We start from the raw sequence: 22,552 nt of genomic DNA on the forward strand, positions 1-22,552 counted from the left end.
TGAAAAGTAACCAGTATTCCAGGAAGGTTACTGCGTGATCACGCCTGAAGGCATGGCGCCGATCCATCTGCGGGCTGGGGATATCTTTGTGGTGGAACCGGGGATGAAAGGAACGTGGGAAGTGGTCGAGACGGTGCGTAAGTACTTTGTGTTTGCATGAGTTAGCGATCAGACATGCTCACAAACAAAAAAACCGCCCTTAACGGCGGTTTTTTATAGTGCGGCTTAGCGGCCCTGGCCAGCCAAGGGGCCTGCTGGCTCCATGTCCTTGCCGTGCTCAACAGCTGCGTTGAAAAATCGTTTCTGATTGGCCGACGTAGATCCGCCAAGCTTTTTAGCCTCGGCGCAAAACATCTCGACCCATTGCGCATCTTTCTGGTTAGTCGCTTTCATTAAACCAAGCCTCTGTCCAAGCCTTGTACATGCGCCCCATACTAGGTGTGCTCAACTGAAATCACAAGGCGCTGACTTTCGTCATAGCTGAACCCAAGTCGCTCGTACGTCGGTACGACGTCAGGACGTGGCTCCTGAATTTCGATACGAGAACAGCCAATAATTCGTGCGTATGAATCGATAGCGCCTAGTGCAAGCGCAGCAATCAAGCCCTTCAAGGGATGCTCGCTATCTGAGCTCCCTTCGAGTAGCACTATCTTGATCGTGACTTTACTGTTACGAGGCGTCGCATAACACAGGCCACACAATTGCTGGTCGTGCCAAATCGACAGATCAAACCCTCGGGCGTCCAACGCCTTCCAAGCAGGAACATCCTCCCAGGGAAATTGGGCGTCGCCTCCCCAAAGATAAAAAGCGCCAACCGCTCGCCCGTCAATAACGTCGAAACGCACTTTTGAAGCATCGAGCAACTGATGGCCCGATGAAGCCCATAGCTCGGAAAATGACGCCAGCGCAGACTTTCTCGCTTGAGATTGGAAGACCAGATATTTAAGGGAGCTTGAGTATCGACGTGCCATAAAGACCTGATTTTTACGGGTACAGTGGAATGATCACGAGGTAGCCCTAGCAGCGAAAAGGAGGAAACGTTAGCAAGATCGGGTGTAGCCTTGGGCCAACGATGAATTCAAGATCTTTCAGGCGTATTCGCCATGAACACTGGTCCCTCCGATGATCGATGAACACGAGAAAACAAAGATCGTCATCTTCACCGGCTCCGGCATCAGTGCCGAAAGTGGCCTGGACACGTTTAACGACCAAACTGGCCTGTGGATGAATCATCGTATTGAAGACGTAGCCACCCCGACGGCATGGCATAGGCATCCTCAAGAGGTTCTAGCGTTTTATAACGAATTGAGGATGAAGGCCTGTAACTCACAGCCCAATGCCGCGCACCTCGCCATCGCTGCGTTAGAGTCCCGATTTGATGTTGTAGTCATTACTCAAAACGTCGACGATCTGCATGAGCGTGCAGGCTCTAAGTGCGTTCTACATTTGCATGGCCAAATCAACTTGGCGCAAAGCACCGTCGATGAACAATTGATCTATAAGATTGACGAGTCCCCGATCCTTCTGGGCGACCTCTGCGAAAAAGGCAGCCAATTACGTCCCCATATCGTCTGGTATGGCGAAAACGTACCAAATATCGAGAAAGCACAGCTGCTTTTCAAAAGTGCGAAGAAAGTGCTGGTCGTGGGAACATCACTGACCACTCAGCCGGCCGCTGGCTTAGTTACCAAAGCCAGACACACGGCGGAGAAGGTCCTGATTGCGCTGGAGATTTCGCGCAAGCCTTACGGCTATGCGTTCATGCGAGGAAAAGCAACAAGCCTGGTGCCTTACGTCGTCGGATGCTGGCTCAACGGCCAGAAGGCACGCTAAGTATAAAACCAGGAGCCAACCCTCTGCTGGCCCCAGGAAAAAGGCGTTCTATTTGGGCTTGCGATAGCTGTTGATGATCGCCGAGAAGTCCTTGCCCCCCTCCCCGCGCTGGCTCATCGACTGGTACAACTGCTGGGCCACCGCGCCGAGGATCACCGGCTGGTGTGCCTGGCGTGCAGCTTCGGTGGCCAAGCCCAGGTCCTTGAGCATCAGATCGGCACCAAAACCACCGGTATAGCCACGCGATGATGGCGCGGTCTCAATCACGCCTGGCCAAGGATTGTAGGTATCGGAACTCCAGCAGCGCCCCGTGGAGCTGTTGATGATGCCGGCCAGCACTTGAGTATCAATGCCAAGTGCATCGCCCAGGGCCATGGCCTCACTGACGCCGACCATGCTGATACCCAGCAGCAGGTTGTTGCAGATCTTGGCGATTTGCCCTGTGCCGACATCACCACAATGCACGATATTGCGACCCATCTGCGCCAGCACCGGTTGCAGGGTGGCGAACAATTGCGGGTTGGCGCCGACCATGAAGGTCAGCGTCCCGGCCTGGGCACCGCCGGTGCCACCGGACACCGGCGCATCGGCCACTGCCACGCCTTGTTTGGCTGCCGCAGCCGCTACATCACGGATGGTTTGCGGGTCGATGGTGCTGCAGTCCACCGCCGGCACGCCTTTGCCAATGCCCGCGAGCACGCCGTCTTCATTGAGCCACACGCTGCGTACATGGGCGGCGGCCGGCAGCATGGTAATCACCAGTTCGGCGCCTTGGGCGGCGTCACGCGGTGAGCTGCTGATGGTGCCGCCCAGTTCGGCGAGTTCCTTGAGTACGGCCTGGTTCAGGTCGAACAGGTTCAGCGCGTGGCCAGCCTTGATCAGGTTGCGGGCCATGGGCGCGCCCATGTTGCCCAGGCCGATAAATGCAATCTTCATGGTCGTCTCCCAGGTTCAGCGCAGGTTGATGGTGGTGTTGACGCCATCGTTGACCGTGTTGTCGTCGAACCAGCGGCTGGTGACGGTTTTGGTCTGGGTGTAGAACTGCACCACTTGCTTGCCGTACGGGCCCAGGTCGCCGAGCTTGGAACCGCGCGAGCCAGTGAAGCTGAAGAATGGCACTGGCACCGGAATCGGGATGTTGATGCCGACCTGGCCCACATCGATTTCGCTCTGGAATTTACGCGCCGCCGCACCGCTCTGGGTGAACAGGCCCGTGCCGTTGCCGAACGGGTTGGCGTTGACCAGAGCAATGGCTTCATCGAGGGTATCGACTTCCAGCACCACCAGTACCGGGCCGAAGATTTCTTCGGTGTAGATGCGCATGTCGGTGGTCACGCCCGAGAACAGGGTGGGGCCGACAAAGTTGCCTTGCTCAAAGCCCGGCACTTTGATGTCGCGGCCGTCCAGTTCCAGCTTGGCGCCTTGTTTCACGCCGCTTTCGATCAGTTCCAGGATACGTGCCTTGGCGCGTTTGGAGATCACCGGGCCGACATCCGTGCCCGCTTCGCTGCCGGCGTTGACCTTGAGCTTTTGTGCCAGGGCCTTGAGGTCTGGCAGCCACTGCTTGGCCGCGCCCACCAGCACCACCACCGAGGTGGCCATGCAACGCTGGCCCGCCGCGCCGAAACCGGCACCGACCAGGGCGTTGAGGGTGTGTTCTCGGTTAGCATCCGGCAGCACCACTGCATGGTTCTTGGCGCCCATCATCGATTGCACACGCTTGCCGTGTTTGCCGGCCAGGTCGTAGACATGGGTGCCCACAGCCGTCGAACCGACGAAGGACACCGCCTTGATGTCTTTGTGAGTGCACAGTGCATCCACCACGTCCTTGCCGCCATGCACCACGTTGAGCACGCCGGCCGGTACACCGGCTTCCAGCGCCAGCTCCACCAGCAGCATGGTCGACAGCGGGTCTTGCTCGGAAGGTTTGAGGACGAAGGTGTTACCGCAGGCAATCGCCATCGGAAACATCCACAGCGGAATCATCGCCGGGAAGTTGAACGGAGTAATGCCGGCGCACACGCCGATAGGCTGGCGCAGGGTGTAGGTATCCACGCCGCCGGCCACGTTCTCGGCGAACTCACCCATTTGCAGGGTGCCGATGGAACAGGCGTGCTCCACCACTTCCAGGCCACGGAAAATATCGCCCTCGGCATCGGCAATGGTCTTGCCCTGCTCGGCGCTAAGGACCACGGCAATGCGCTTGGAATGTTCGCGGATCAAGGCCTGCAGCTTGAGCATGATGCGCATGCGTGCGCCGATCGGCGTGAGTTTCCAGGTCTGGAACGCTTGATGGGCAGCGTCGATGGCCGCGTTGACTTCATCGGCCGTGGCAAACGGGACTTTGGCCAGCACTTGCTGGGTGGCGGGGTTGACGATGTCTTGCCACTCGGTGGTCTTGGACTCGACCCACTCGCCATTGATCAGCAACTTGACCGGTTGCACGGAAATATCGGCAGATGCGTTCATGTGGTCTCCAACTCTTATATTTATACAGAGACAAGGCGCGTGAATCGCCTTGAAGAATGAGGCGTTCGGACTGTTTTTGGAGTATAGATGTGCAAATCTCTAATAAGAACGCACATAAAAGCCGGTCCAATATGCAAAAAAACATCACCTCCCTGGGCGCCCTGAATTGGGATGACCTGAAGTTTTTCCTCGAAGTGGCCCGCACCCGCAAGGCCAGCGTCGCCGCCAAGCGCCTGGCGGTGGACTACACCACCGTGTCGCGGCGCATCAGCTCTCTGGAAGTGTCCCTCGGTACGCTGCTGTTCGAAAAATCCCGGACCAACGGCTTCGTGCTCACCAGCGAAGGCCAGCGTTTGCTGGGTTACGCCGAAGCCATCGAAAGCACGCTGCACATGGCCTGCGAACAGGTGTCCGGCTCCGGCGTGGCGCTGTCGGGCCACGTACGCATGGGTTGCACCGAAGGCTTCGGCAGTTTTTTCGTCACCCCGCAACTGAGCCACTTTGTCGACACTTACCCTGCGATCTCGGTGGATATCCTGCCCCTGCCCCACTTCATCAGCCTGTCCAAGCGCGAAGCCGACATCGTCATCGCCCTGGAACGCCCGGAACACGGGCCGTATGTGTGCTGCAAACTGTGCGACTACACATTGCAGCTCTACGCCACCCAGGACTACCTCGACCAACACCCGCCGATCGGCAAACCTGCGGATTTGGCCGAGCATCCGTTTATCAGCTATGTGGATGATCTGGCCTTCAGCTCGGAGTTGCTGTACCTGGCCAATGTGGTGCCCGGCGCCAGCGCCAGCCTGCGCAGTACCAGCGTGATCGCGCAGTACGTGGCGGCCCAGCAAGGCCGGTCGATGGCGATTTTGCCGTGCTTCCTGGCCGCGCAGGACCCGCGCTTGTTACCGGTGTTGGGGGATCAGATTGCGATTACGCGGCAGTTCTGGATGTATTGCCGGGAGGATTTGAGGAAGTTGAAGCGGATTACGTTGTTGTGGGATTACATTCGAGAGGTAACAGAGCAGAACCGAGGGTTGTTGATGGGAGAGACGAGGGAAATGCGGTTTGCAGACTAAATGTGGGAGCTGGCTTGCCTGCGATAGCGGTGTATCAGCAGAAGCTATATCTACAGATCAACCGCCATCGCAGGCAAGCCAGCTCCCACATTTTGAATGCATTTCAGCTTGGGGAAGGTGAACCCGCTTAGTCTGCGATCACAACGATGGAGACCCGGCGATTCTCGGTGCGGCCTGCTGGGGTCGTGTTCGACGCCACCGGCTCGCTGCTGCCCAGGCCGCGCAGTTGGATGTTTTCTTCTTTCATGCCCACGCGGGTGAGCACCTTGCCCACGCTTTTGGCGCGGCGCAGGGACAGGGCCACGTTGTAGGGTTCTTTGCCCGAGGCGTCTGTGTGGCCATCAACGCGCACGCGCTCGATGCCGGCGCCAACCAGGGCGCTACCGATGCGTTCGACGATGTCGGTGCTGGGTTTGTTGAGGGTTTCGACGTCGCTGCCAAACAGCACTTTGCCGGACAGGCCGAAGGCCCAGCCTTCATCGGTCAGCTCGAAACCTTGTTGCTTGAGCACGGCGACTTGCGCCGGGGTCAGGCCTTTGGGTGGCGTCTGGCAGCCGCTGAGGGCCAGGAAGGCCACGAGCAAAGAAATAAATAAAACGCGTGTGTTAGCGAACAAGGGAATCAACTCCTGTGTTGAACGTTGGCGACGGAGTGCTCCGACTCCGCCGTTTGCTGGCCGCCCGAGGACAGTCGTTTGGCCTGGTACATCGCCGCGTCGGCGGCGTTGAGCAAGGTGCCGGGTGTGGCGCCATGCTCGGGATAAATCGCAATGCCGATACTGAGGGAGGTCAACACCTGGGTGTCTCCAGGCAGTGGAATCGGCATGTCCATGCTGGCAATGATTTTGTCGGCGATGCGCTGCGCGTCTTCGGCCTTGTGCAGGGGCGCCAGCAATACCGCGAATTCATCGCCGCCCAGGCGCGCCACCAGGTCGTCCTCGCGCAGTTGCGCCCGCACGCGGTCGGCAACGGCCACCAGCACGGCGTCGCCGGCGGCATGGCCAAAGCGGTCGTTGATGTCTTTGAAGCGGTCGCTGTCGAGGAACAGCACCGCCACCCGCTCGTTGACCTTGGCCGCGCTGCGCAAGGCGCGGATCAGCCGGCCTTCGAAGAATGCACGGTTGGGCAGGCCGGTGAGGCTGTCGTGGCTGGCCTGGTGGGCCAGGGTTTCGTTTTCGCTTTGCAGGTGAGTCTGCCAGGCACCCATCTCGCCGAGCAGGGCATTGAAGTCGCTGCCCAGGCTGTCGAGTTCGGCGATCTCTGCCGGGGGCACACGGCGGTCAAAGTCACGCTCGCTGCGAGCGGCATGGGCCACGGTGGCGAGGCTTTGCAGCGGCCCGGTAATACCGTCCAGCAGGCGTCGCGACAAGTGCAAGGCCACCCATGCACTCAGGGCGGTGCAAATCAGAATCCCCGCCAGGCCACTGAGCAAGAAGCGCAGCAGGCTACCGCCATGCCCAGTCAGGTGGATACTCCCGACCGTTTGCCCTTGATGGAGAATCGGTTGGTTGATGGGCTGCTCGAGCAAGGCACGCGCCAGCTGAAGCTCAACCTGCGACAACATGCCAGTGTTCGGCCGCACCCATTGCGCCAGCAGTTTGCCTTCATCGTCGAAGACTTCGGCCTGGGCAACCTCTTCGGTGGAGGCGATCAGGCTCAAGGCTTCGGTGGCCGCCGAACTGTCGTTGAACACCACGGCAGCTTCCACGGTGTAGTTGATGGAGCGTGCGATCAAATGCAAGTTATGCTCGGCGTAAACGCGTAACGCCAGCACGCCGAGCAAAGTCAGGGAGACGCTGGCCAGGGTCACCGCCACCAGCGCCAGGATCATATGCCCCCGGCCAATGACCGAGCGCAGAGTCGGCCGCCCTTTAGTAAACCTCATGGCGCAGGCGCTCGACGGCGGGACAGTTGCAGTACGCTGGGGTGAATGCGCACGCCGCTGCGGGCAACGGAGTCCAGGTTGACTTCGAACGATACTTGCTCATCGCTCACCCGCAGGCAAAACAGGCTGCCTACGGTGCATTGGTCACCGCCTTCGCTGATGCTGAGCACCGGGTGGCCAATCAACGACGTGAACAGCCGGTTGCGTTCATCCATGCTCAGCTTGCCGATGTAGACCGCGTCGCAGGCACTGACGATATCGGGATGGTCGGACAGCAAACGGCGCACCGACACCGGACGGCCAGTGGCCTGTGTGGTGCCCTTGATCAGGTCGTCGGTGTACTGGGTGGGCCCGACGATGCACAAGCGCAACGTCTGCGGCTCAACCGGCCAACGGGCGTAGCTGAGGATGCCGAGCACCACTTGGGTGACGGCCTGGGCACGGTGCTCGGCCAGGCTGGGCGTCTGCGCAAATACGCGCGGCGCAAGCAGGCACAGCACCGTCACCAGTAACAGGCGTCTCCAACTCATACTGCGCACTTTGGGCGAGACAGCCACGTTCATGCAGCGATACTCTCAAGGGTTTTCAGGGTGATGCCGCAACGATAGCACAGCGGCGGACATCCCCACGAAGCACAGCATTCGAGGGGTTCGCTATTTTTTCAGAAAAATCAGACGTCTGAATGAGAAATATTGCCTGACCTATCAGTCATTTTTTTCAGACAGATGGTCCAACTCCAACATCAATCCACTTAGGCGCTTGACCTTGCGCCGCACCGCTTCCTCAAACACGCCGCCCCGGGGCTCGATCAGGCTGAACCAGCGCTTGGCACGGGTGATACCGGTATAGATCAGCTCTTTGGTCAGCACCGGGTTGAGGGCATCCGGCAGGATCAGCGCGGTGTGAGTGAACTCCGAGCCCTGGGATTTGTGCACGGTCATGGCGTACACGGTTTCCACATCATTCAAGCGGCTGGGCAATACAAAGCGCACGCCGCCCTGGCCATCGTTACGTGGAAAGGCCACCCGCAGCACGTGGGGGCCGCCATCGCTTTCGGGCAATTTCAGCGCGATGCCGATGTCGCCGTTCATCAGGCCCAGGCCGTAGTCATTGCGGGTCATCAGCACGGGGCGGCCTTCGTACCACTGCTCGTCACCTTCGATCAGGCGTACCTTGCGCAACGCGGCGGTGATGCGCAGGTTGAGCCCTTCGACGCCCCAGGGGCCTTTTCGCACGGCGCAAAGCAGCTGAAACGCGTCGAAGGCGTGCAGCAATTGTTGCGCCCAAGCGGTCCAGGCTGGATCGTCACGCGGTGTATCAGCAGAGGGACGCGCCGATTGCAGCAGGTTCAGGTAGTAGCGGTAACCCTGGGCGCCATCGCCCTGCCCGTCCAATACCAGGCGCTCAAGGGCGTGGTCATGTTCGCCCTTGAGGCTGACACAGAACAGGTCGTCGTGGCGGCCTGCGGCCAGCAGTTGGCGAGCCTCTTCAGCGTTTTGCTGGTTGACCCAACGCGCCAGTTGGCCGATACCGCTGCCCTCACCGAAGCGGCGCGAATAGCGCAGCATCACTACTTGCTGGGCCAGGGGATGGCTGCCATCGAGGTCCTCTTGCAGGCCGCTGCTGCTCAGGTCTTCACCGCTGACGGCTTGCAACCAGTGGCGAGTCTGCGGGCTGTACCAGCCAGCTTCGGCATCGCGGCACAAATCGCCGAGTACGGCCCCCGCTTCTACCGAGGCCAGTTGGTCCTTGTCGCCCAGCAATACCAGGCGTGCGTGGGGCGGCAGAGCGTCGAGCAGGTTGGCCATCATTTCCAGGTCGATCATCGAGGCTTCGTCCACCACCAGCACATCCAAGGGCAACGGGTTGCCCAGGTGATGACGAAAATGCCGAGTGCCCGGACGGCTACCCAACAAGCGGTGGACCGTGGTGACCTGGGTCGGGATTTTTTCCCGCACGCTGTCGGGTACTGTCAGTGACAGCACTTGCTGGCTGATGGATTCGGTCAGGCGGGCAGCGGCTTTACCGGTGGGCGCGGCCAGGCGGATGCGCAACGGGCTGCCGGACTCCACGGCCGGCGCCTGCAACAGCGCGAGCAGGCGCACCACGGTGGTGGTCTTGCCGGTACCGGGGCCGCCGGTGACGATACTGAAGGCGCCGCGGGTCGCCAGGGCGCAGGCGAGCTTTTGCCAGTCAATCACCCCATCGGGCGCCGGTTGGTCGAACAGGCGATTGAGGCGTTGCGGCAGGTCGGCGGCGGCGTCTTCCACGCTGGCCAGGCGCAGGCGCAGGGCGTGGTCGATACGCCGCTCGTAGGTCCAGTAACGGCGCAAGTACAGGCGCTTGCCGGACAACACCAACGGACGGCTGCGGGCCTCCTCGCTGCCATCGACGGCCAGCGCGACCAACGGGCTTGAAGCCAGGGCATGGCACCAATGGCCGCCATCCAGGCCGTGCAGCAACTGCGAGGGTAGCAGCATGGCGCCGGTGTGCAGGTCGCCTTCGGGTGGCAGTGACAGGGCGAAATCCGGCGCCTTGAGGGTTTCGAACACATCCAGACAGACGTGGCCATGGCCCAATTGATGGCTGGTCAAGGCCGCCGCCAGCAGCACCAGCGGATCGGCGTTTGGGTCCAGCTCGTACAGGAAGCCGACGAAGGCTTTGTCCAAGGCCCGCAGCCAACCCCGCTCGACCCAACGCGCAAGCAACTGCAGCAAGTCGGCGGCGCGATCAAGCGGCAAAAGCGCCTCCAGCGGTAACGGCGACAGGCTCATAACAACACTCCTTGTTCCCAGGCGGGCTCAACCTTGGGCGGGATGGGCTTGCCCTGGAACAACAGGTCCAGGCTTTCGATCAACTCACGGGGCGGGCGGGTGAAATACGCGCCCTGGCTCACCGACTGGCTACCGCGCAGGAACAAGTAAAGGGCACCGCCGACGTGCTGGTCATAATCGTAATGCGGCAGGCGCGCCTTGAGTTGGCGGTGCAGGGCCAGCAGGTAAAGTACGTATTGCAGGTCGTACCGATGCTCGAGGATCGAGTGTTCCATGGCGTCCTGGGTGTAGGCCGAGTCGTCTGGGCCAAGCCAATTGGATTTGTAGTCGGCCACGTAGTAACGGCCATCGTGCTCGAACGTCAGGTCGATAAAGCCTTTGAACATGCCGTTGAGCAGGACGGGCTCGGCGGCCACGCGGGACACGCCGCCATGGGTGTGCTGGCACACCAGTTTGTCGAGGGCGAGCACGTCGACGGTGTGACTGGCGAACCAGAATTCCATCTCGATCTGGTACTGCTGCAGGCCGCTGAGAGTGAAGCGGTCGTTGTGCAGCGGCAGCGGCGTTTGCAGCAGGTGCTCCAGCCAGCCGCTGAGGGTGACGATCCAGCCTTCCCAGTTGCGGCGGTTGCAGCGTGCGCCCACGGCTTTTTCGATCGCCTCCGGGGTCACGTTGAAACCTTCTTCACCGGCCCATTCCAACAAGCCGTGAAGGAAGGTGCCTGGGTTGGGACCGCGTGGGAAACGGTGAATATCCCCACCGGACGCGACCGTTTCCCGAGGGGCATCGGGGTCGAGGCGTTCGTCATCGAACAGCTTCTGGGCCTGTGGGCTTTCGGGCGCTTCGAGGCTGGCGGCGCTCATGCTGTCGCCGATGCGCAAGGCGCTGTAGGAGGCAATCCACCAGTTTTCCGCGGCCTTGCGTACAGGCAGCAATGGCGCGAGCAGGGTCGCTTGGTTGCGCGGCGGGTGGAACAGGACGTCTTGGGCGTCTGGCACAAGGTCATAACCGATGGCCGCGCAGCCTTGCTGCAAGTCCAACAACCAGCGCGCCAGACCCGCTGATTCGCCCAACGACGCGCCGGCACCGAGCAAATAGCCCAATGCAGACAGGTGCAGGACCGAGCTGCTGTTATTGCCGCGTTTGAGGTCAGCGATGCCCAGCCAGCAGGCATGTTTGGCGCGGGTCAAGGCCACGTAGAACAAACGCAGGTCTTCAGCCAGGCGCTCGTCATCGGCTTGGGCGATCAGCTCGGCCGTGGGTCGTAGGCTAACCTGGGACTTGCCCTGTTCATCGTGGTAATGCAGCGGCAAGCGACTGCCATCCACGGGCTTGGCCGAACAGATGAACGGCAAGAACACCAAGTCGTATTCCAGGCCCTTGGATTTGTGGATGGTCACCACTTTGACCAGTTGCTCATCGCTTTCCAGACGCAGGATCTGCTCTTCACCGGCCTGCCCCGACAGCGCCAGATGCTCGGCCAAATGACGGATCAACGCCTGCTCGCCATCCAGTTCCGAGGCGGCCTGTTGCAACAACTCACTGAGGTGCAACAGGTTGGTCAGCACCCGCTCGCCATCACTGCGGGCGATGAGGGTTTGCGGTAGCTTGAAGTCGTGGAGCAGGCGACGCAGCATCGGCAACACGCCTTGGGTACGCCAGATCGCACGGTAGCCACGAAACTGCATCACCCGCGATTCCCACGCCAGTTCGTCCTGGTTCAGACGTTCCAGCTCCGCCAGGGACAGGTTCAGGGTGACGCAGGCCAGGGCCGCCCTTAATGGCCGTTCGACGTCCGGCTCGGCGCACGCCTTGAGCCAGGCCAGCAGGTCATGGGCTTCCTGGGCGGCAAACACCGAGTCTTTATCCGACAGGTACACACTGCGCACGCCACGGCTGGCCAGTTCGGCACGTACGGCTTGGGCTTCCTTGCCGTCGCGCACAAGGATGGCGATGTCTGACGGCAACACGCCCTTCAAGCGCCCCGCTTTGACAAAACCTGCGCTGCCTTGCTGGCCACCATTAAGCAACGCAACGATCTGCGTGGCGCAGGCGGCGGCCAGTTGCTGACGGTAAACCGCGTTGGAAATCGGGTGGTCGGTGGGCAGGTGCCAAAGGTTCATGGCCGGCAGCGTATGGCCGTCGACCTGCAACTGCTCGCTACGGCCTTGGGACAGTACCGAATGGAAAGGCACCGGGTTGTCGCCATCGGGTTGGCGAAACAGAAACGCACCACGGCCGGTTTCGGCACGCTGGAACACATGGTTCACCGCCTCGACCATCGCATGGCTGGAGCGGAAGTTGGTGCCCAGGGTGTGATGGCGCCCGGTGGTGGCCTGCCGGGCGCGCAGGTAGGTATAGATGTCGGCGCCGCGAAAGGCGTAGATCGCCTGCTTGGGGTCGCCGATCAAGAACAGGCCGCTGTCGAGGTGGTTTTCCTCGATGCGGTAGATGCTGTCGAAAATGCTGTATTGCACTGGGTCGGTGTCTTGGAATTCGTCGATCAGGGCCACCGGGAATTGCTCGCGGATCACACTGGCCAGGCGCTCGCCACCGTCTGCCTGGAGGGCGGCGTTGAGGCGGATCAGCATGTCGTCAAACCCCATCTCGGCGCGGCGACGTTTCTCTTCTTCGAAGCGTTTGCCAACCCAACCGGCAGCGTGTTGCAGCACCGCGGCGTCAGGCGTTGGCAAGGCGTCGAGGCTGGCTTTGAGGCCGGCCATGGCTTGGATGCCGGGGTGCTGCGGCGGCTCGCCTTTCCAGGCTTCGGCCATGCCATCGGGCGTCAAGCGGGTGAAGCCGGTGCCGATATCCAGTTGTTCCAGGGTTTCGTCAGCGGCCCAGGCGCTGATCTTTTCAAACCAGGGCTCGAAGTAGCGCGCTTGCATCTTGCGCCCATCGACCGCTTTGGCGGCGACGGCTTGCAGGCAGATATCCCGCAACTCGGCGGCCCATTGTTGCCAGGGCGCCTTGAGGGTAACCAGCGCGGCGCGGCGTTCTTGCAAGCAGGCGCTGATCAGTTCGGCTGGCTCGCGGGTTTCGTCGGTGGGCCGCTCGCTGCCGAACAATGCACGCACCCGTGGCATCAGGGCCGCGGGGCCGCCCCAATTATTGCGCACCCAGTTGAGGGCATCGTCATGCATGGGGTAGCAGAACAAGCGCCAGTAGTCGCGCAGCACTTCGCCCAGTAGGTCGCTATGGTCGGTTTCCAGGGTTTGTGTGAAAAGGCTGCCACTGTCGAACGCGTGTTCGCGCAGCATGCGCTGGCACCAACTGTGGATCGTCGAAACCGCCGCTTCATCCATCCATTGCGCGGCGATGTCCAGGCGATTGGCACAGGCCGGCCATTGTTGCGGATCATAGTGCTCGCGCAGGTCTGCGATCAGCGCATCGGGCTGTTCGATTTCGTCACGGAAGAAGCGTGCGGCTTCGGCCAGGCGGATGCGAATGCGTTCTCGCAGCTCTTTGGTGGCGGCGTCGGTGAACGTCACCACGAGGATTTGCGGTGGCAGCAGTTCGCGGCCGAAACCGGATTCATCTCCGCCGTGGCCGAGCACCAGGCGCAGGTATAAGGCGGAGATGGTGAAGGTCTTGCCGGTGCCGGCACTGGCTTCAATCAACTGGCTGCCTTTGAGCGGGAACGCCAGGGCCAAGGGTTTGCCGATCATGCGTTGGCCTCCGTGCTGGAAAGCGATCGCCAGGGGGCGTTGATCAGCGGGCGATACAGGGTTTCGCACCAGCCTTCGAATTCTTCGCTGGCGACCAAGGCCGCGTAGTCGGGAAATTGCCGCGTGAGGGCGGGCGTTTCGCGGCGTTCGCCGTCAGTGGTGATGCCATCGCCTTCATAGGCTTTGCTCGCAGCCGCTTGGGCCTTGGCGGGGTCAGTCTGGCCGAGCCAGGCGAACGCGGTTTTCACTGCGACCGGTAGCGGCGCACTCATGCCCGTGTGCCAGGCCAAAAGCAGGTTGCCGAGGATGTCCTCGGCGCTGGCCTTGTCCAGCGGGGCCAACAACAAGGTGTCGTCACTGGCTACCAGACCGGTGCTCAAGGGCAGGCCACAGGCGCAGGCCACCACGTGATTGACCCAGGGGCGGATGAGGCGATGCCACTTGCGTGTCTTGATCGAGCCGATGCTATTGGGGATGGTGGTGACACTTAACAGCCCGCCATCACTGCGTCGGTGCAGGCCGCTGATCCAACCTTCGAGCTGGATGCCCTGGTACGCAAAACTGATCGGTTCAGCGCCGGTATGCGGGGTGGGCCACAGCGCCAGAAGGTGTTGATAGCGTTGCACCAGGTCCGGCAGCGGCTCGATCAGCTCGTTACGCAGGCATTCACCGAAACCCACCATCGGCAGCAGGCCGCTGCCTTGCAGGCGCAGGGCCTGGGCGTTGAGCGCCTGATCAAGCTGATCGGGTTGAGTAAGCGCCGCGCTCAACAGGCTGTCGCTGAGGTTGTAACGTTGCAACGCGTCCAGCACGAAGGGTTCTTCGTCAGCCAGGGGCACTTCGGCGGCTTCGAAGAATACTTTCAGGCGCTGGCTGAAGAAGTGTTTGACCGGATTGCGCAGGAAGTCCTGTAACTGGCCAAGGCTCAGGGGTTCTTCCTGTTGGTGAGGGGCCAAGCCTTGCTCTTGGGTGATGACCGCCGGTGCCTGATGCAGCAATTGCCATTCGCGGGCATAGCTGAACAGCGGGTCACCTTCGTGGAAGTAGCGGGCGCTGAAGGGTTGCAGCGGGTGCTCCTGGGTCATTGCGTCGATCAGCGGCTGATCGTCGCTGGTGTGCTGCCAGCCGCTGGCCAAGTGGTCGCGCAGTTGGCCGATCAGCACCGAGGCCGGGCGATCACTGTTGTCACGGATGCTGCGGCCTACCCAGCTGATATACAGCTGGTCACGGGCCGACAGCAGCGCTTCGAGCAGTAAGTAGCGGTCGTCTTCGCGGCGAGAACGGTCGCCGGGGCGGTAATCACTGCCCATCAGGTCAAAGTCCAGGGGTGGCTGGGCCCGCGGGTAATCGCCGTCGTTCATGCCCAGCAGGCAAACCAGCTTGAACGGGATCGCGCGCATGGGCATCAGCGTACAAAAATTGACCGCTCCCGCCAGGAAGCGCTGGGACAGGCGCCCCTGATCCAATCCGGCCAGCCATGCCTCACGTACTACCGTGAGGGGTAACTCGTCTTGCAAGCCGACGGACTCGCAAGTTTCCAGCCAGGTTTCTCTTAACTGCTCGAGCTGGCCGAGCAGGTAGTCATCGTGCTCGCTGCTGGGCAGGAAAAACAGCTGCATCAAGCGCTGTAGACGCTCGCCCCAGGCTTGCGGCGAGGCGGCTTCCGATAACGCTTGATGGGCATCGTTCAAGGCGTCAAGCAAGGCGACCAGCGGGCCGATCAAGGCCGCATCGAGGCCACCGATTTCGTCATAAGGCTCAATACCGTCGCAGGCCGAGCCAGTGCCGACGGCATAGCCCAGCAGCATACGGCGCAGGCCGAATCGCCAACTGTTTTGCTCCAGTTCCGTGGGCAGGCCTAAACCGGCGCGTTGCTCGGCATTCAGGCCCCAGCGGATGCCGGCGCCTTCGATCCAGCGATGCAAGGTGGGCAGATCACGCTCTTTGATGGCGAAGCGTTCGCGCAAGGCGGGGACGTCAAGCAGGTCGAGGATTTCGCTGACAGGGAAGCGGCTGTCGGGAAGTTTGAGCAAGTGCTCGACGGCGATCAACAGCGGGTCGCGACCGCGTTGGCCTTGGTCTGTGAGGGTGAAGGGGATGAAGCGTGGGTCATGGCGTTCGAGCTGGCCGAAGACCGCGCGAATATGCGGCGCGTAGCTGTCGACGTCGGGGACCATGACGATGATGTCCCGAGGACGCAGTGTGGGGTCAGCGCTGAAGCGATGAAGTAATTGGTCGTGGAGGATTTCCACTTCGCGCTGGGCGCTGTGGGCGATATGGAAACGGATCGAAGTATCGCGTTGCAAGTCGACAGCGGGCCAGAGCTCACGGGTTTCATTCAACGGTCGCAGTTCGAGGATATCGTCCTGGAGTTGGTTGAGTAGCGTGGTGGGTTCGCTGTCGCTGAACAGGTCGATACGACCGTCGCGAAATGCCGCGCGGTAGCTGTTGGGGTCATCGTAGCTGTCCAGCAAACTGATGTAATCACGGCCCTGCTTGCCCCAGGCAGCAAGCAGCGGATGGGCGTGCTGGTGCAAGGTTTGTGGGTCGATAGTGACGGGCATGCCCGCTTTGCGCGCCTGGCGTTTGTATTCGTTACGCAATAAGTCTTTGTCGGCGACGATGTCCGACCAATGATGGCGGCAGGGGTTATGCACGCAGAGCAGGACTTGGCTGAAACGGGCCAGGCCCGCCAAGGCTTCCAGCGCCTGGGCCGGCAGCGATGAGATGCCGAAGACAATCACCCTGGGAGGCAAGCCGGGAGGTGCTTGTTCAAGGCTGTTGATGCGCTCGATGAAGCGCTGATGAACGCCGGCCCGGCTTTCGGCCATGCCTGCTTCACCTACATCCAACAGCAGCGCGCGCCATAGCTCGGCTTGCCAGCAGTTGGCTGGGTTGAGCGGTTTGGAATCGCCTCGACCATTGCGCAGTTGGTGCCGGCCTGCGGCCCAATCTTCCAGCCAGTCGGCACGGTAGACCTGGTATTGGTCGAACAAGTCAGCCAGGCGCTCGGCGAGTTGGTAGCGCTTGCGCAGGTCGGAGTCTTGCGTAAGGAAGCGTTGCAGCGGCTCGAAGTGCGGTTGGTCGATCAGCTCGGGTAACAGGCGCATGAGGCGCCAGGTCAGCGGGGCTTTATCAAGCAGGGACTTGGGCGGGATCTCATCACGGCCCAAGACCATGCGATAAAGCTGCCACATAAAGCTGCCAGGCAGTTGCACGTCGATGGCTGCGGCAATGCCACAGCCGCCCATATCATCGGCTTGCGGGTCTTCGGCCAAGGCCAGCTTGAGCCACTGGGCAATGCCGTTGCTTTGTACCAGGGCGATTTCGTTTTCCAAAGGCGCCAGTGGGTAACGGCGCATCCAACTGACCACCAGGCTTCGCAGCTCGTCCAGGCGGTTGCCATGAACCACCATGAATCCAGGGCTGAGGGACGTCGCGTCCGGCATAACGGCTTCCTTGGGAAAAGCAAAATCGAGGGGTGGACTTTAGCACTGTGATGCACGGGGCGGACACAGGACGAACAGGTGTACGGGGACAAGGTGGACACTTTTCGAGCGCCCAAAACAAAACCCCAACTGCTTTCGCAATTGGGGTTTCGGAATTTAATCTTGACGATGACCTACTCTCACATGGGGAAACCCCACACTACCATCGGCGATGCATCGTTTCACTGCTGAGTTCGGGATGGGATCAGGTGGTTCCAATGCTCTATGGTCGTCAAGAAATTCGGGTACTGAGTCGCGGCCAGCTGGCCTCGCTTCAGCAAATTGGGTAGGTGATAGATCTCGGTGTTTTGTGAGCGTCGAACTTTCGGTTCATTTTCGTCTTCACACACCGCAATCTGATGCTCGTTAGAGTAGTCAAATTGCTTGGGTGTTATATGGTCAAGCCTCACGGGCAATTAGTATTGGTTAGCTCAACGCCTCACAGCGCTTACACACCCAACCTATCAACGTCGTAGTCTTCGACGGCCCTTCAGGGAACTCAAGGTTCCAGTGAGATCTCATCTTGAGGCTAGTTTCCCGCTTAGATGCTTTCAGCGGTTATCTATTCCGAACATAGCTACCCGGCAATGCCACTGGCGTGACAACCGGAACACCAGAGGTTCGTCCACTCCGGTCCTCTCGTACTAGGAGCAGCCCCTCTCAAATCTCAAACGTCCACGGCAGATAGGGACCGAACTGTCTCACGACGTTCTAAACCCAGCTCGCGTACCACTTTAAATGGCGAACAGCCATACCCTTGGGACCGGCTTCAGCCCCAGGATGTGATGAGCCGACATCGAGGTGCCAAACACCGCCGTCGATATGAACTCTTGGGCGGTATCAGCCTGTTATCCCCGGAGTACCTTTTATCCGTTGAGCGATGGCCCTTCCATACAGAACCACCGGATCACTAAGACCTACTTTCGTACCTGCTCGACGTGTCTGTCTCGCAGTCAAGCGCGCTTTTGCCTTTATACTCTACGACCGATTTCCGACCGGTCTGAGCGCACCTTCGTACTCCTCCGTTACTCTTTAGGAGGAGACCGCCCCAGTCAAACTACCCACCATACACTGTCCTCGATCCGGATAACGGACCTGAGTTAGAACCTCAAAGTTGCCAGGGTGGTATTTCAAGGATGGCTCCACGCAGACTGGCGTCCACGCTTCAAAGCCTCCCACCTATCCTACACAAGCAAATTCAAAGTCCAGTGCAAAGCTATAGTAAAGGTTCACGGGGTCTTTCCGTCTAGCCGCGGATACACTGCATCTTCACAGCGATTTCAATTTCACTGAGTCTCGGGTGGAGACAGCGCCGCCATCGTTACGCCATTCGTGCAGGTCGGAACTTACCCGACAAGGAATTTCGCTACCTTAGGACCGTTATAGTTACGGCCGCCGTTTACCGGGGCTTCGATCAAGAGCTTCGCGTTAGCTAACCCCATCAATTAACCTTCCGGCACCGGGCAGGCGTCACACCCTATACGTCCACTTTCGTGTTTGCAGAGTGCTGTGTTTTTAATAAACAGTCGCAGCGGCCTGGTATCTTCGACCGGCATGAGCTTACGGAGCAAGTCCTTCACCCTCACCGGCGCACCTTCTCCCGAAGTTACGGTGCCATTTTGCCTAGTTCCTTCACCCGAGTTCTCTCAAGCGCCTTGGTATTCTCTACCCAACCACCTGTGTCGGTTTGGGGTACGGTTCCTGGTTACCTGAAGCTTAGAAGCTTTTCTTGGAAGCATGGCATCAACCACTTCGTTAACTAAAAGTTAACTCGTCATCAGCTCTCGGCCTTAGAATCCCGGATTTACCTAAGATTCCAGCCTACCACCTTAAACTTGGACAACCAACGCCAAGCTGGCCTAGCCTTCTCCGTCCCTCCATCGCAATAACCAGAAGTACAGGAATATTAACCTGTTTTCCATCGACTACGCTTTTCAGCCTCGCCTTAGGGACCGACTAACCCTGCGTCGATTAACGTTGCGCAGGAAACCTTGGTCTTTCGGCGTGGGTGTTTTTCACACCCATTATCGTTACTCATGTCAGCATTCGCACTTCTGATACCTCCAGCAAGCTTCTCAACTCACCTTCACAGGCTTACAGAACGCTCCTCTACCGCATCACTTACGTGATACCCGTAGCTTCGGTGTATGGTTTGAGCCCCGTTACATCTTCCGCGCAGGCCGACTCGACTAGTGAGCTATTACGCTTTCTTTAAAGGGTGGCTGCTTCTAAGCCAACCTCCTAGCTGTCTAAGCCTTCCCACATCGTTTCCCACTTAACCATAACTTTGGGACCTTAGCTGACGGTCTGGGTTGTTTCCCTTTTCACGACGGACGTTAGCACCCGCCGTGTGTCTCCCATGCTCGGCACTTGTAGGTATTCGGAGTTTGCATCGGTTTGGTAAGTCGGGATGACCCCCTAGCCGAAACAGTGCTCTACCCCCTACAGTGATACATGAGGCGCTACCTAAATAGCTTTCGAGGAGAACCAGCTATCTCCGAGCTTGATTAGCCTTTCACTCCGATCCACAGGTCATCCGCTAACTTTTCAACGGTAGTCGGTTCGGTCCTCCAGTTAGTGTTACCCAACCTTCAACCTGCCCATGGATAGATCGCCCGGTTTCGGGTCTATTCCCAGCGACTAGACGCCCTATTAAGACTCGCTTTCGCTACGCCTCCCCTATTCGGTTAAGCTCGCCACTGAAAATAAGTCGCTGACCCATTATACAAAAGGTACGCAGTCACCCAACAAAGTGGGCTCCCACTGCTTGTACGCATACGGTTTCAGGATCTATTTCACTCCCCTCTCCGGGGTTCTTTTCGCCTTTCCCTCACGGTACTAGTTCACTATCGGTCAGTCAGTAGTATTTAGCCTTGGAGGATGGTCCCCCCATATTCAGACAAAGTTTCTCGTGCTCCGTCCTACTCGATTTCATGACTAAGAGATTTTCGCGTACAGGGCTATCACCCACTATGGCCGCACTTTCCAGAGCGTTCCGCTAATCTCAAAGCCACTTAAGGGCTAGTCCCCGTTCGCTCGCCACTACTAAGGGAATCTCGGTTGATTTCTTTTCCTCAGGGTACTTAGATGTTTCAGTTCCCCTGGTTCGCCTCTTGCACCTATGTATTCAGTACAAGATAACCATCTTATGATGGCTGGGTTCCCCCATTCAGACATCTCCGGATCAAAGTCTGTTTGCCGACTCCCCGAAGCTTTTCGCAGGCTACCACGTCTTTCATCGCCTCTGACTGCCAAGGCATCCACCGTATGCGCTTCTTCACTTGACCATATAACCCCAAGCAATCTGGTTATACTGTGAAGACGACATTCGCCGAAAATTCGAATTTCTCAGTTAAGAGAACTCACAAATTTTACCTTAGCCTGATCCGTTACCAGTGAAAGTAACGTTCAGTCTATCTTTCTATCACATACCCAAATTTTTAAAGAACGAACTAGTCAAAGACTAGAAATCAACATTCACCATCACAACGATGGAATGCTCATTTCTAAGCTTTATACAAACAGAAGCAGTAGTGGTGGAGCCAAACGGGATCGAACCGTTGACCTCCTGCGTGCAAGGCAGGCGCTCTCCCAGCTGAGCTATGGCCCCGTATTTCTACAGGCGTTTCCCACACAAAATTGGTGGGTCTGGGCAGATTCGAACTGCCGACCTCACCCTTATCAGGGGTGCGCTCTAACCAACTGAGCTACAGACCCAATTTCGGGCTGCTTCTTTCGTCTTCTTCAATGAATCAAGCAATTCGTGTGGGAACTTATGGAGCAGCTGATGTCGTCGATTAAGGAGGTGATCCAGCCGCAGGTTCCCCTACGGCTACCTTGTTACGACTTCACCCCAGTCATGAATCACACCGTGGTAACCGTCCTCCCGAAGGTTAGACTAGCTACTTCTGGTGCAACCCACTCCCATGGTGTGACGGGCGGTGTGTACAAGGCCCGGGAACGTATTCACCGCGACATTCTGATTCGCGATTACTAGCGATTCCGACTTCACGCAGTCGAGTTGCAGACTGCGATCCGGACTACGATCGGTTTTATGGGATTAGCTCCACCTCGCGGCTTGGCAACCCTCTGTACCGACCATTGTAGCACGTGTGTAGCCCAGGCCGTAAGGGCCATGATGACTTGACGTCATCCCCACCTTCCTCCGGTTTGTCACCGGCAGTCTCCTTAGAGTGCCCACCATAACGTGCTGGTAACTAAGGACAAGGGTTGCGCTCGTTACGGGACTTAACCCAACATCTCACGACACGAGCTGACGACAGCCATGCAGCACCTGTCTCAATGTTCCCGAAGGCACCAATCTATCTCTAGAAAGTTCATTGGATGTCAAGGCCTGGTAAGGTTCTTCGCGTTGCTTCGAATTAAACCACATGCTCCACCGCTTGTGCGGGCCCCCGTCAATTCATTTGAGTTTTAACCTTGCGGCCGTACTCCCCAGGCGGTCAACTTAATGCGTTAGCTGCGCCACTAAAAGCTCAAGGCTTCCAACGGCTAGTTGACATCGTTTACGGCGTGGACTACCAGGGTATCTAATCCTGTTTGCTCCCCACGCTTTCGCACCTCAGTGTCAGTATTAGTCCAGGTGGTCGCCTTCGCCACTGGTGTTCCTTCCTATATCTACGCATTTCACCGCTACACAGGAAATTCCACCACCCTCTACCATACTCTAGTCAGTCAGTTTTGAATGCAGTTCCCAGGTTGAGCCCGGGGATTTCACATCCAACTTAACAAACCACCTACGCGCGCTTTACGCCCAGTAATTCCGATTAACGCTTGCACCCTCTGTATTACCGCGGCTGCTGGCACAGAGTTAGCCGGTGCTTATTCTGTCGGTAACGTCAAAATTGCAGAGTATTAATCTACAACCCTTCCTCCCAACTTAAAGTGCTTTACAATCCGAAGACCTTCTTCACACACGCGGCATGGCTGGATCAGGCTTTCGCCCATTGTCCAATATTCCCCACTGCTGCCTCCCGTAGGAGTCTGGACCGTGTCTCAGTTCCAGTGTGACTGATCATCCTCTCAGACCAGTTACGGATCGTCGCCTTGGTGAGCCATTACCTCACCAACTAGCTAATCCGACCTAGGCTCATCTGATAGCGCAAGGCCCGAAGGTCCCCTGCTTTCTCCCGTAGGACGTATGCGGTATTAGCGTCCGTTTCCGAACGTTATCCCCCACTACCAGGCAGATTCCTAGGCATTACTCACCCGTCCGCCGCTCTCAAGAGAAGCAAGCTTCTCTCTACCGCTCGACTTGCATGTGTTAGGCCTGCCGCCAGCGTTCAATCTGAGCCATGATCAAACTCTTCAGTTCAAACATCTTTGGGTTTTTAAGA

Annotated in this window: 12 protein-coding genes, 2 tRNA genes, 3 rRNA genes and 1 pseudogene; 3 read left to right on the top strand and 15 right to left on the bottom strand. The window is 58.8% G+C overall.

The window, feature by feature from the left end:
* Positions 1-16: 16 nt before the first annotated feature.
* A pseudogene (locus tag ACWHXD_RS26435) lies at positions 17-160 on the top strand (cupin domain-containing protein); the annotation flags it as partial.
* 65 nt (positions 161-225) lie between these two features.
* Here ACWHXD_RS26435 and ACWHXD_RS26440 read toward each other — a convergent pair.
* Complete coding sequence (locus ACWHXD_RS26440; protein WP_169918575.1) at positions 226-393, bottom strand: hypothetical protein; 168 nt, start codon at positions 391-393, stop codon at positions 226-228.
* A 41-nt stretch (positions 394-434) separates the two neighbouring features.
* On the bottom strand, positions 435-971 hold the full coding sequence (locus ACWHXD_RS26445) for an N-acetyltransferase (protein ID WP_138763276.1): 537 nt from the start codon (positions 969-971) through the stop codon (positions 435-437).
* A 151-nt stretch (positions 972-1,122) separates the two neighbouring features.
* On the opposite strand from ACWHXD_RS26445, the gene ACWHXD_RS26450 reads away from it, so the two are divergent.
* Positions 1,123-1,833: an SIR2 family NAD-dependent protein deacylase gene (locus tag ACWHXD_RS26450; RefSeq protein ID WP_098950369.1), complete on the top strand. Its 711-nt coding sequence runs from the start codon at positions 1,123-1,125 to the stop codon at positions 1,831-1,833.
* 48 nt (positions 1,834-1,881) lie between these two features.
* Here the strand turns inward: ACWHXD_RS26450 and mmsB are convergent, their stop codons facing one another.
* Positions 1,882-2,769: a 3-hydroxyisobutyrate dehydrogenase gene (mmsB, locus tag ACWHXD_RS26455; protein WP_044268510.1), complete on the bottom strand. Its 888-nt coding sequence runs from the start codon at positions 2,767-2,769 to the stop codon at positions 1,882-1,884.
* 15 nt (positions 2,770-2,784) lie between these two features.
* The gene (locus ACWHXD_RS26460) at positions 2,785-4,302 is read right to left on the bottom strand and encodes a CoA-acylating methylmalonate-semialdehyde dehydrogenase (protein WP_044268513.1); all 1,518 of its coding nucleotides are present in this window, start codon (positions 4,300-4,302) and stop codon (positions 2,785-2,787) included.
* Positions 4,303-4,433: 131 nt separating this feature from the next.
* Between ACWHXD_RS26460 and ACWHXD_RS26465 the strand changes: the two genes are divergently transcribed.
* On the top strand, positions 4,434-5,381 hold the full coding sequence (locus ACWHXD_RS26465; RefSeq protein ID WP_138763278.1) for a LysR family transcriptional regulator: 948 nt from the start codon (positions 4,434-4,436) through the stop codon (positions 5,379-5,381).
* Between the two features lie 127 nt (positions 5,382-5,508).
* Here ACWHXD_RS26465 and yfiB read toward each other — a convergent pair whose 3' ends face one another.
* The 11 genes from yfiB to ACWHXD_RS26520 all read right to left on the bottom strand — a co-directional run bounded on the left by yfiB (position 5,509) and on the right by ACWHXD_RS26520 (position 22,530).
* Positions 5,509-5,997 (bottom strand): outer membrane lipoprotein YfiB, encoded by a 489-nt coding sequence (gene yfiB, locus ACWHXD_RS26470; protein WP_032895308.1) that lies wholly within the window; start codon positions 5,995-5,997, stop codon positions 5,509-5,511.
* 5 nt (positions 5,998-6,002) lie between these two features.
* On the bottom strand, positions 6,003-7,265 hold the full coding sequence (gene dgcN / locus ACWHXD_RS26475; RefSeq protein WP_098950366.1) for a diguanylate cyclase DgcN/YfiN: 1,263 nt from the start codon (positions 7,263-7,265) through the stop codon (positions 6,003-6,005).
* Positions 7,262-7,828 carry a regulatory sequestration protein YfiR gene (gene yfiR / locus ACWHXD_RS26480; protein WP_032895306.1) on the bottom strand — a complete coding sequence of 189 codons (567 nt, stop codon included), beginning with the start codon at positions 7,826-7,828 and terminating at the stop codon, positions 7,262-7,264. The genes dgcN and yfiR overlap by 4 nt, the downstream gene beginning before the upstream one ends.
* Before the next feature lie 141 nt (positions 7,829-7,969).
* Positions 7,970-10,039 carry an exodeoxyribonuclease V subunit alpha gene (gene recD, locus ACWHXD_RS26485; RefSeq protein WP_138763279.1) on the bottom strand — a complete coding sequence of 690 codons (2,070 nt, stop codon included), beginning with the start codon at positions 10,037-10,039 and terminating at the stop codon, positions 7,970-7,972.
* Positions 10,036-13,707 carry an exodeoxyribonuclease V subunit beta gene (gene recB, locus ACWHXD_RS26490; RefSeq protein ID WP_499084841.1) on the bottom strand — a complete coding sequence of 1,224 codons (3,672 nt, stop codon included), beginning with the start codon at positions 13,705-13,707 and terminating at the stop codon, positions 10,036-10,038. The genes recD and recB overlap by 4 nt, the downstream gene beginning before the upstream one ends.
* On the bottom strand, positions 13,704-17,156 hold the full coding sequence (gene recC / locus ACWHXD_RS26495; protein WP_138763281.1) for an exodeoxyribonuclease V subunit gamma: 3,453 nt from the start codon (positions 17,154-17,156) through the stop codon (positions 13,704-13,706). The genes recB and recC overlap by 4 nt, the downstream gene beginning before the upstream one ends.
* A gap of 160 nt (positions 17,157-17,316) precedes the next feature.
* Positions 17,317-17,432: ribosomal RNA gene (gene rrf / locus ACWHXD_RS26500) — 5S ribosomal RNA — on the bottom strand.
* A 158-nt stretch (positions 17,433-17,590) separates the two neighbouring features.
* Positions 17,591-20,482 (bottom strand): 23S ribosomal RNA (locus ACWHXD_RS26505).
* 247 nt (positions 20,483-20,729) lie between these two features.
* A tRNA-Ala gene (locus tag ACWHXD_RS26510) sits at positions 20,730-20,805 on the bottom strand.
* A 30-nt stretch (positions 20,806-20,835) separates the two neighbouring features.
* Positions 20,836-20,912 (bottom strand) — tRNA-Ile (locus ACWHXD_RS26515).
* 81 nt (positions 20,913-20,993) lie between these two features.
* Positions 20,994-22,530: ribosomal RNA gene (locus ACWHXD_RS26520) — 16S ribosomal RNA — on the bottom strand.
* Together the 16S, 23S and 5S rRNA genes with 2 tRNA genes alongside form the textbook arrangement of a ribosomal RNA operon.
* Positions 22,531-22,552: the final 22 nt, after the last annotated feature.

The sequence above is a fragment of the Pseudomonas fjordensis genome (assembly GCF_976987115.1).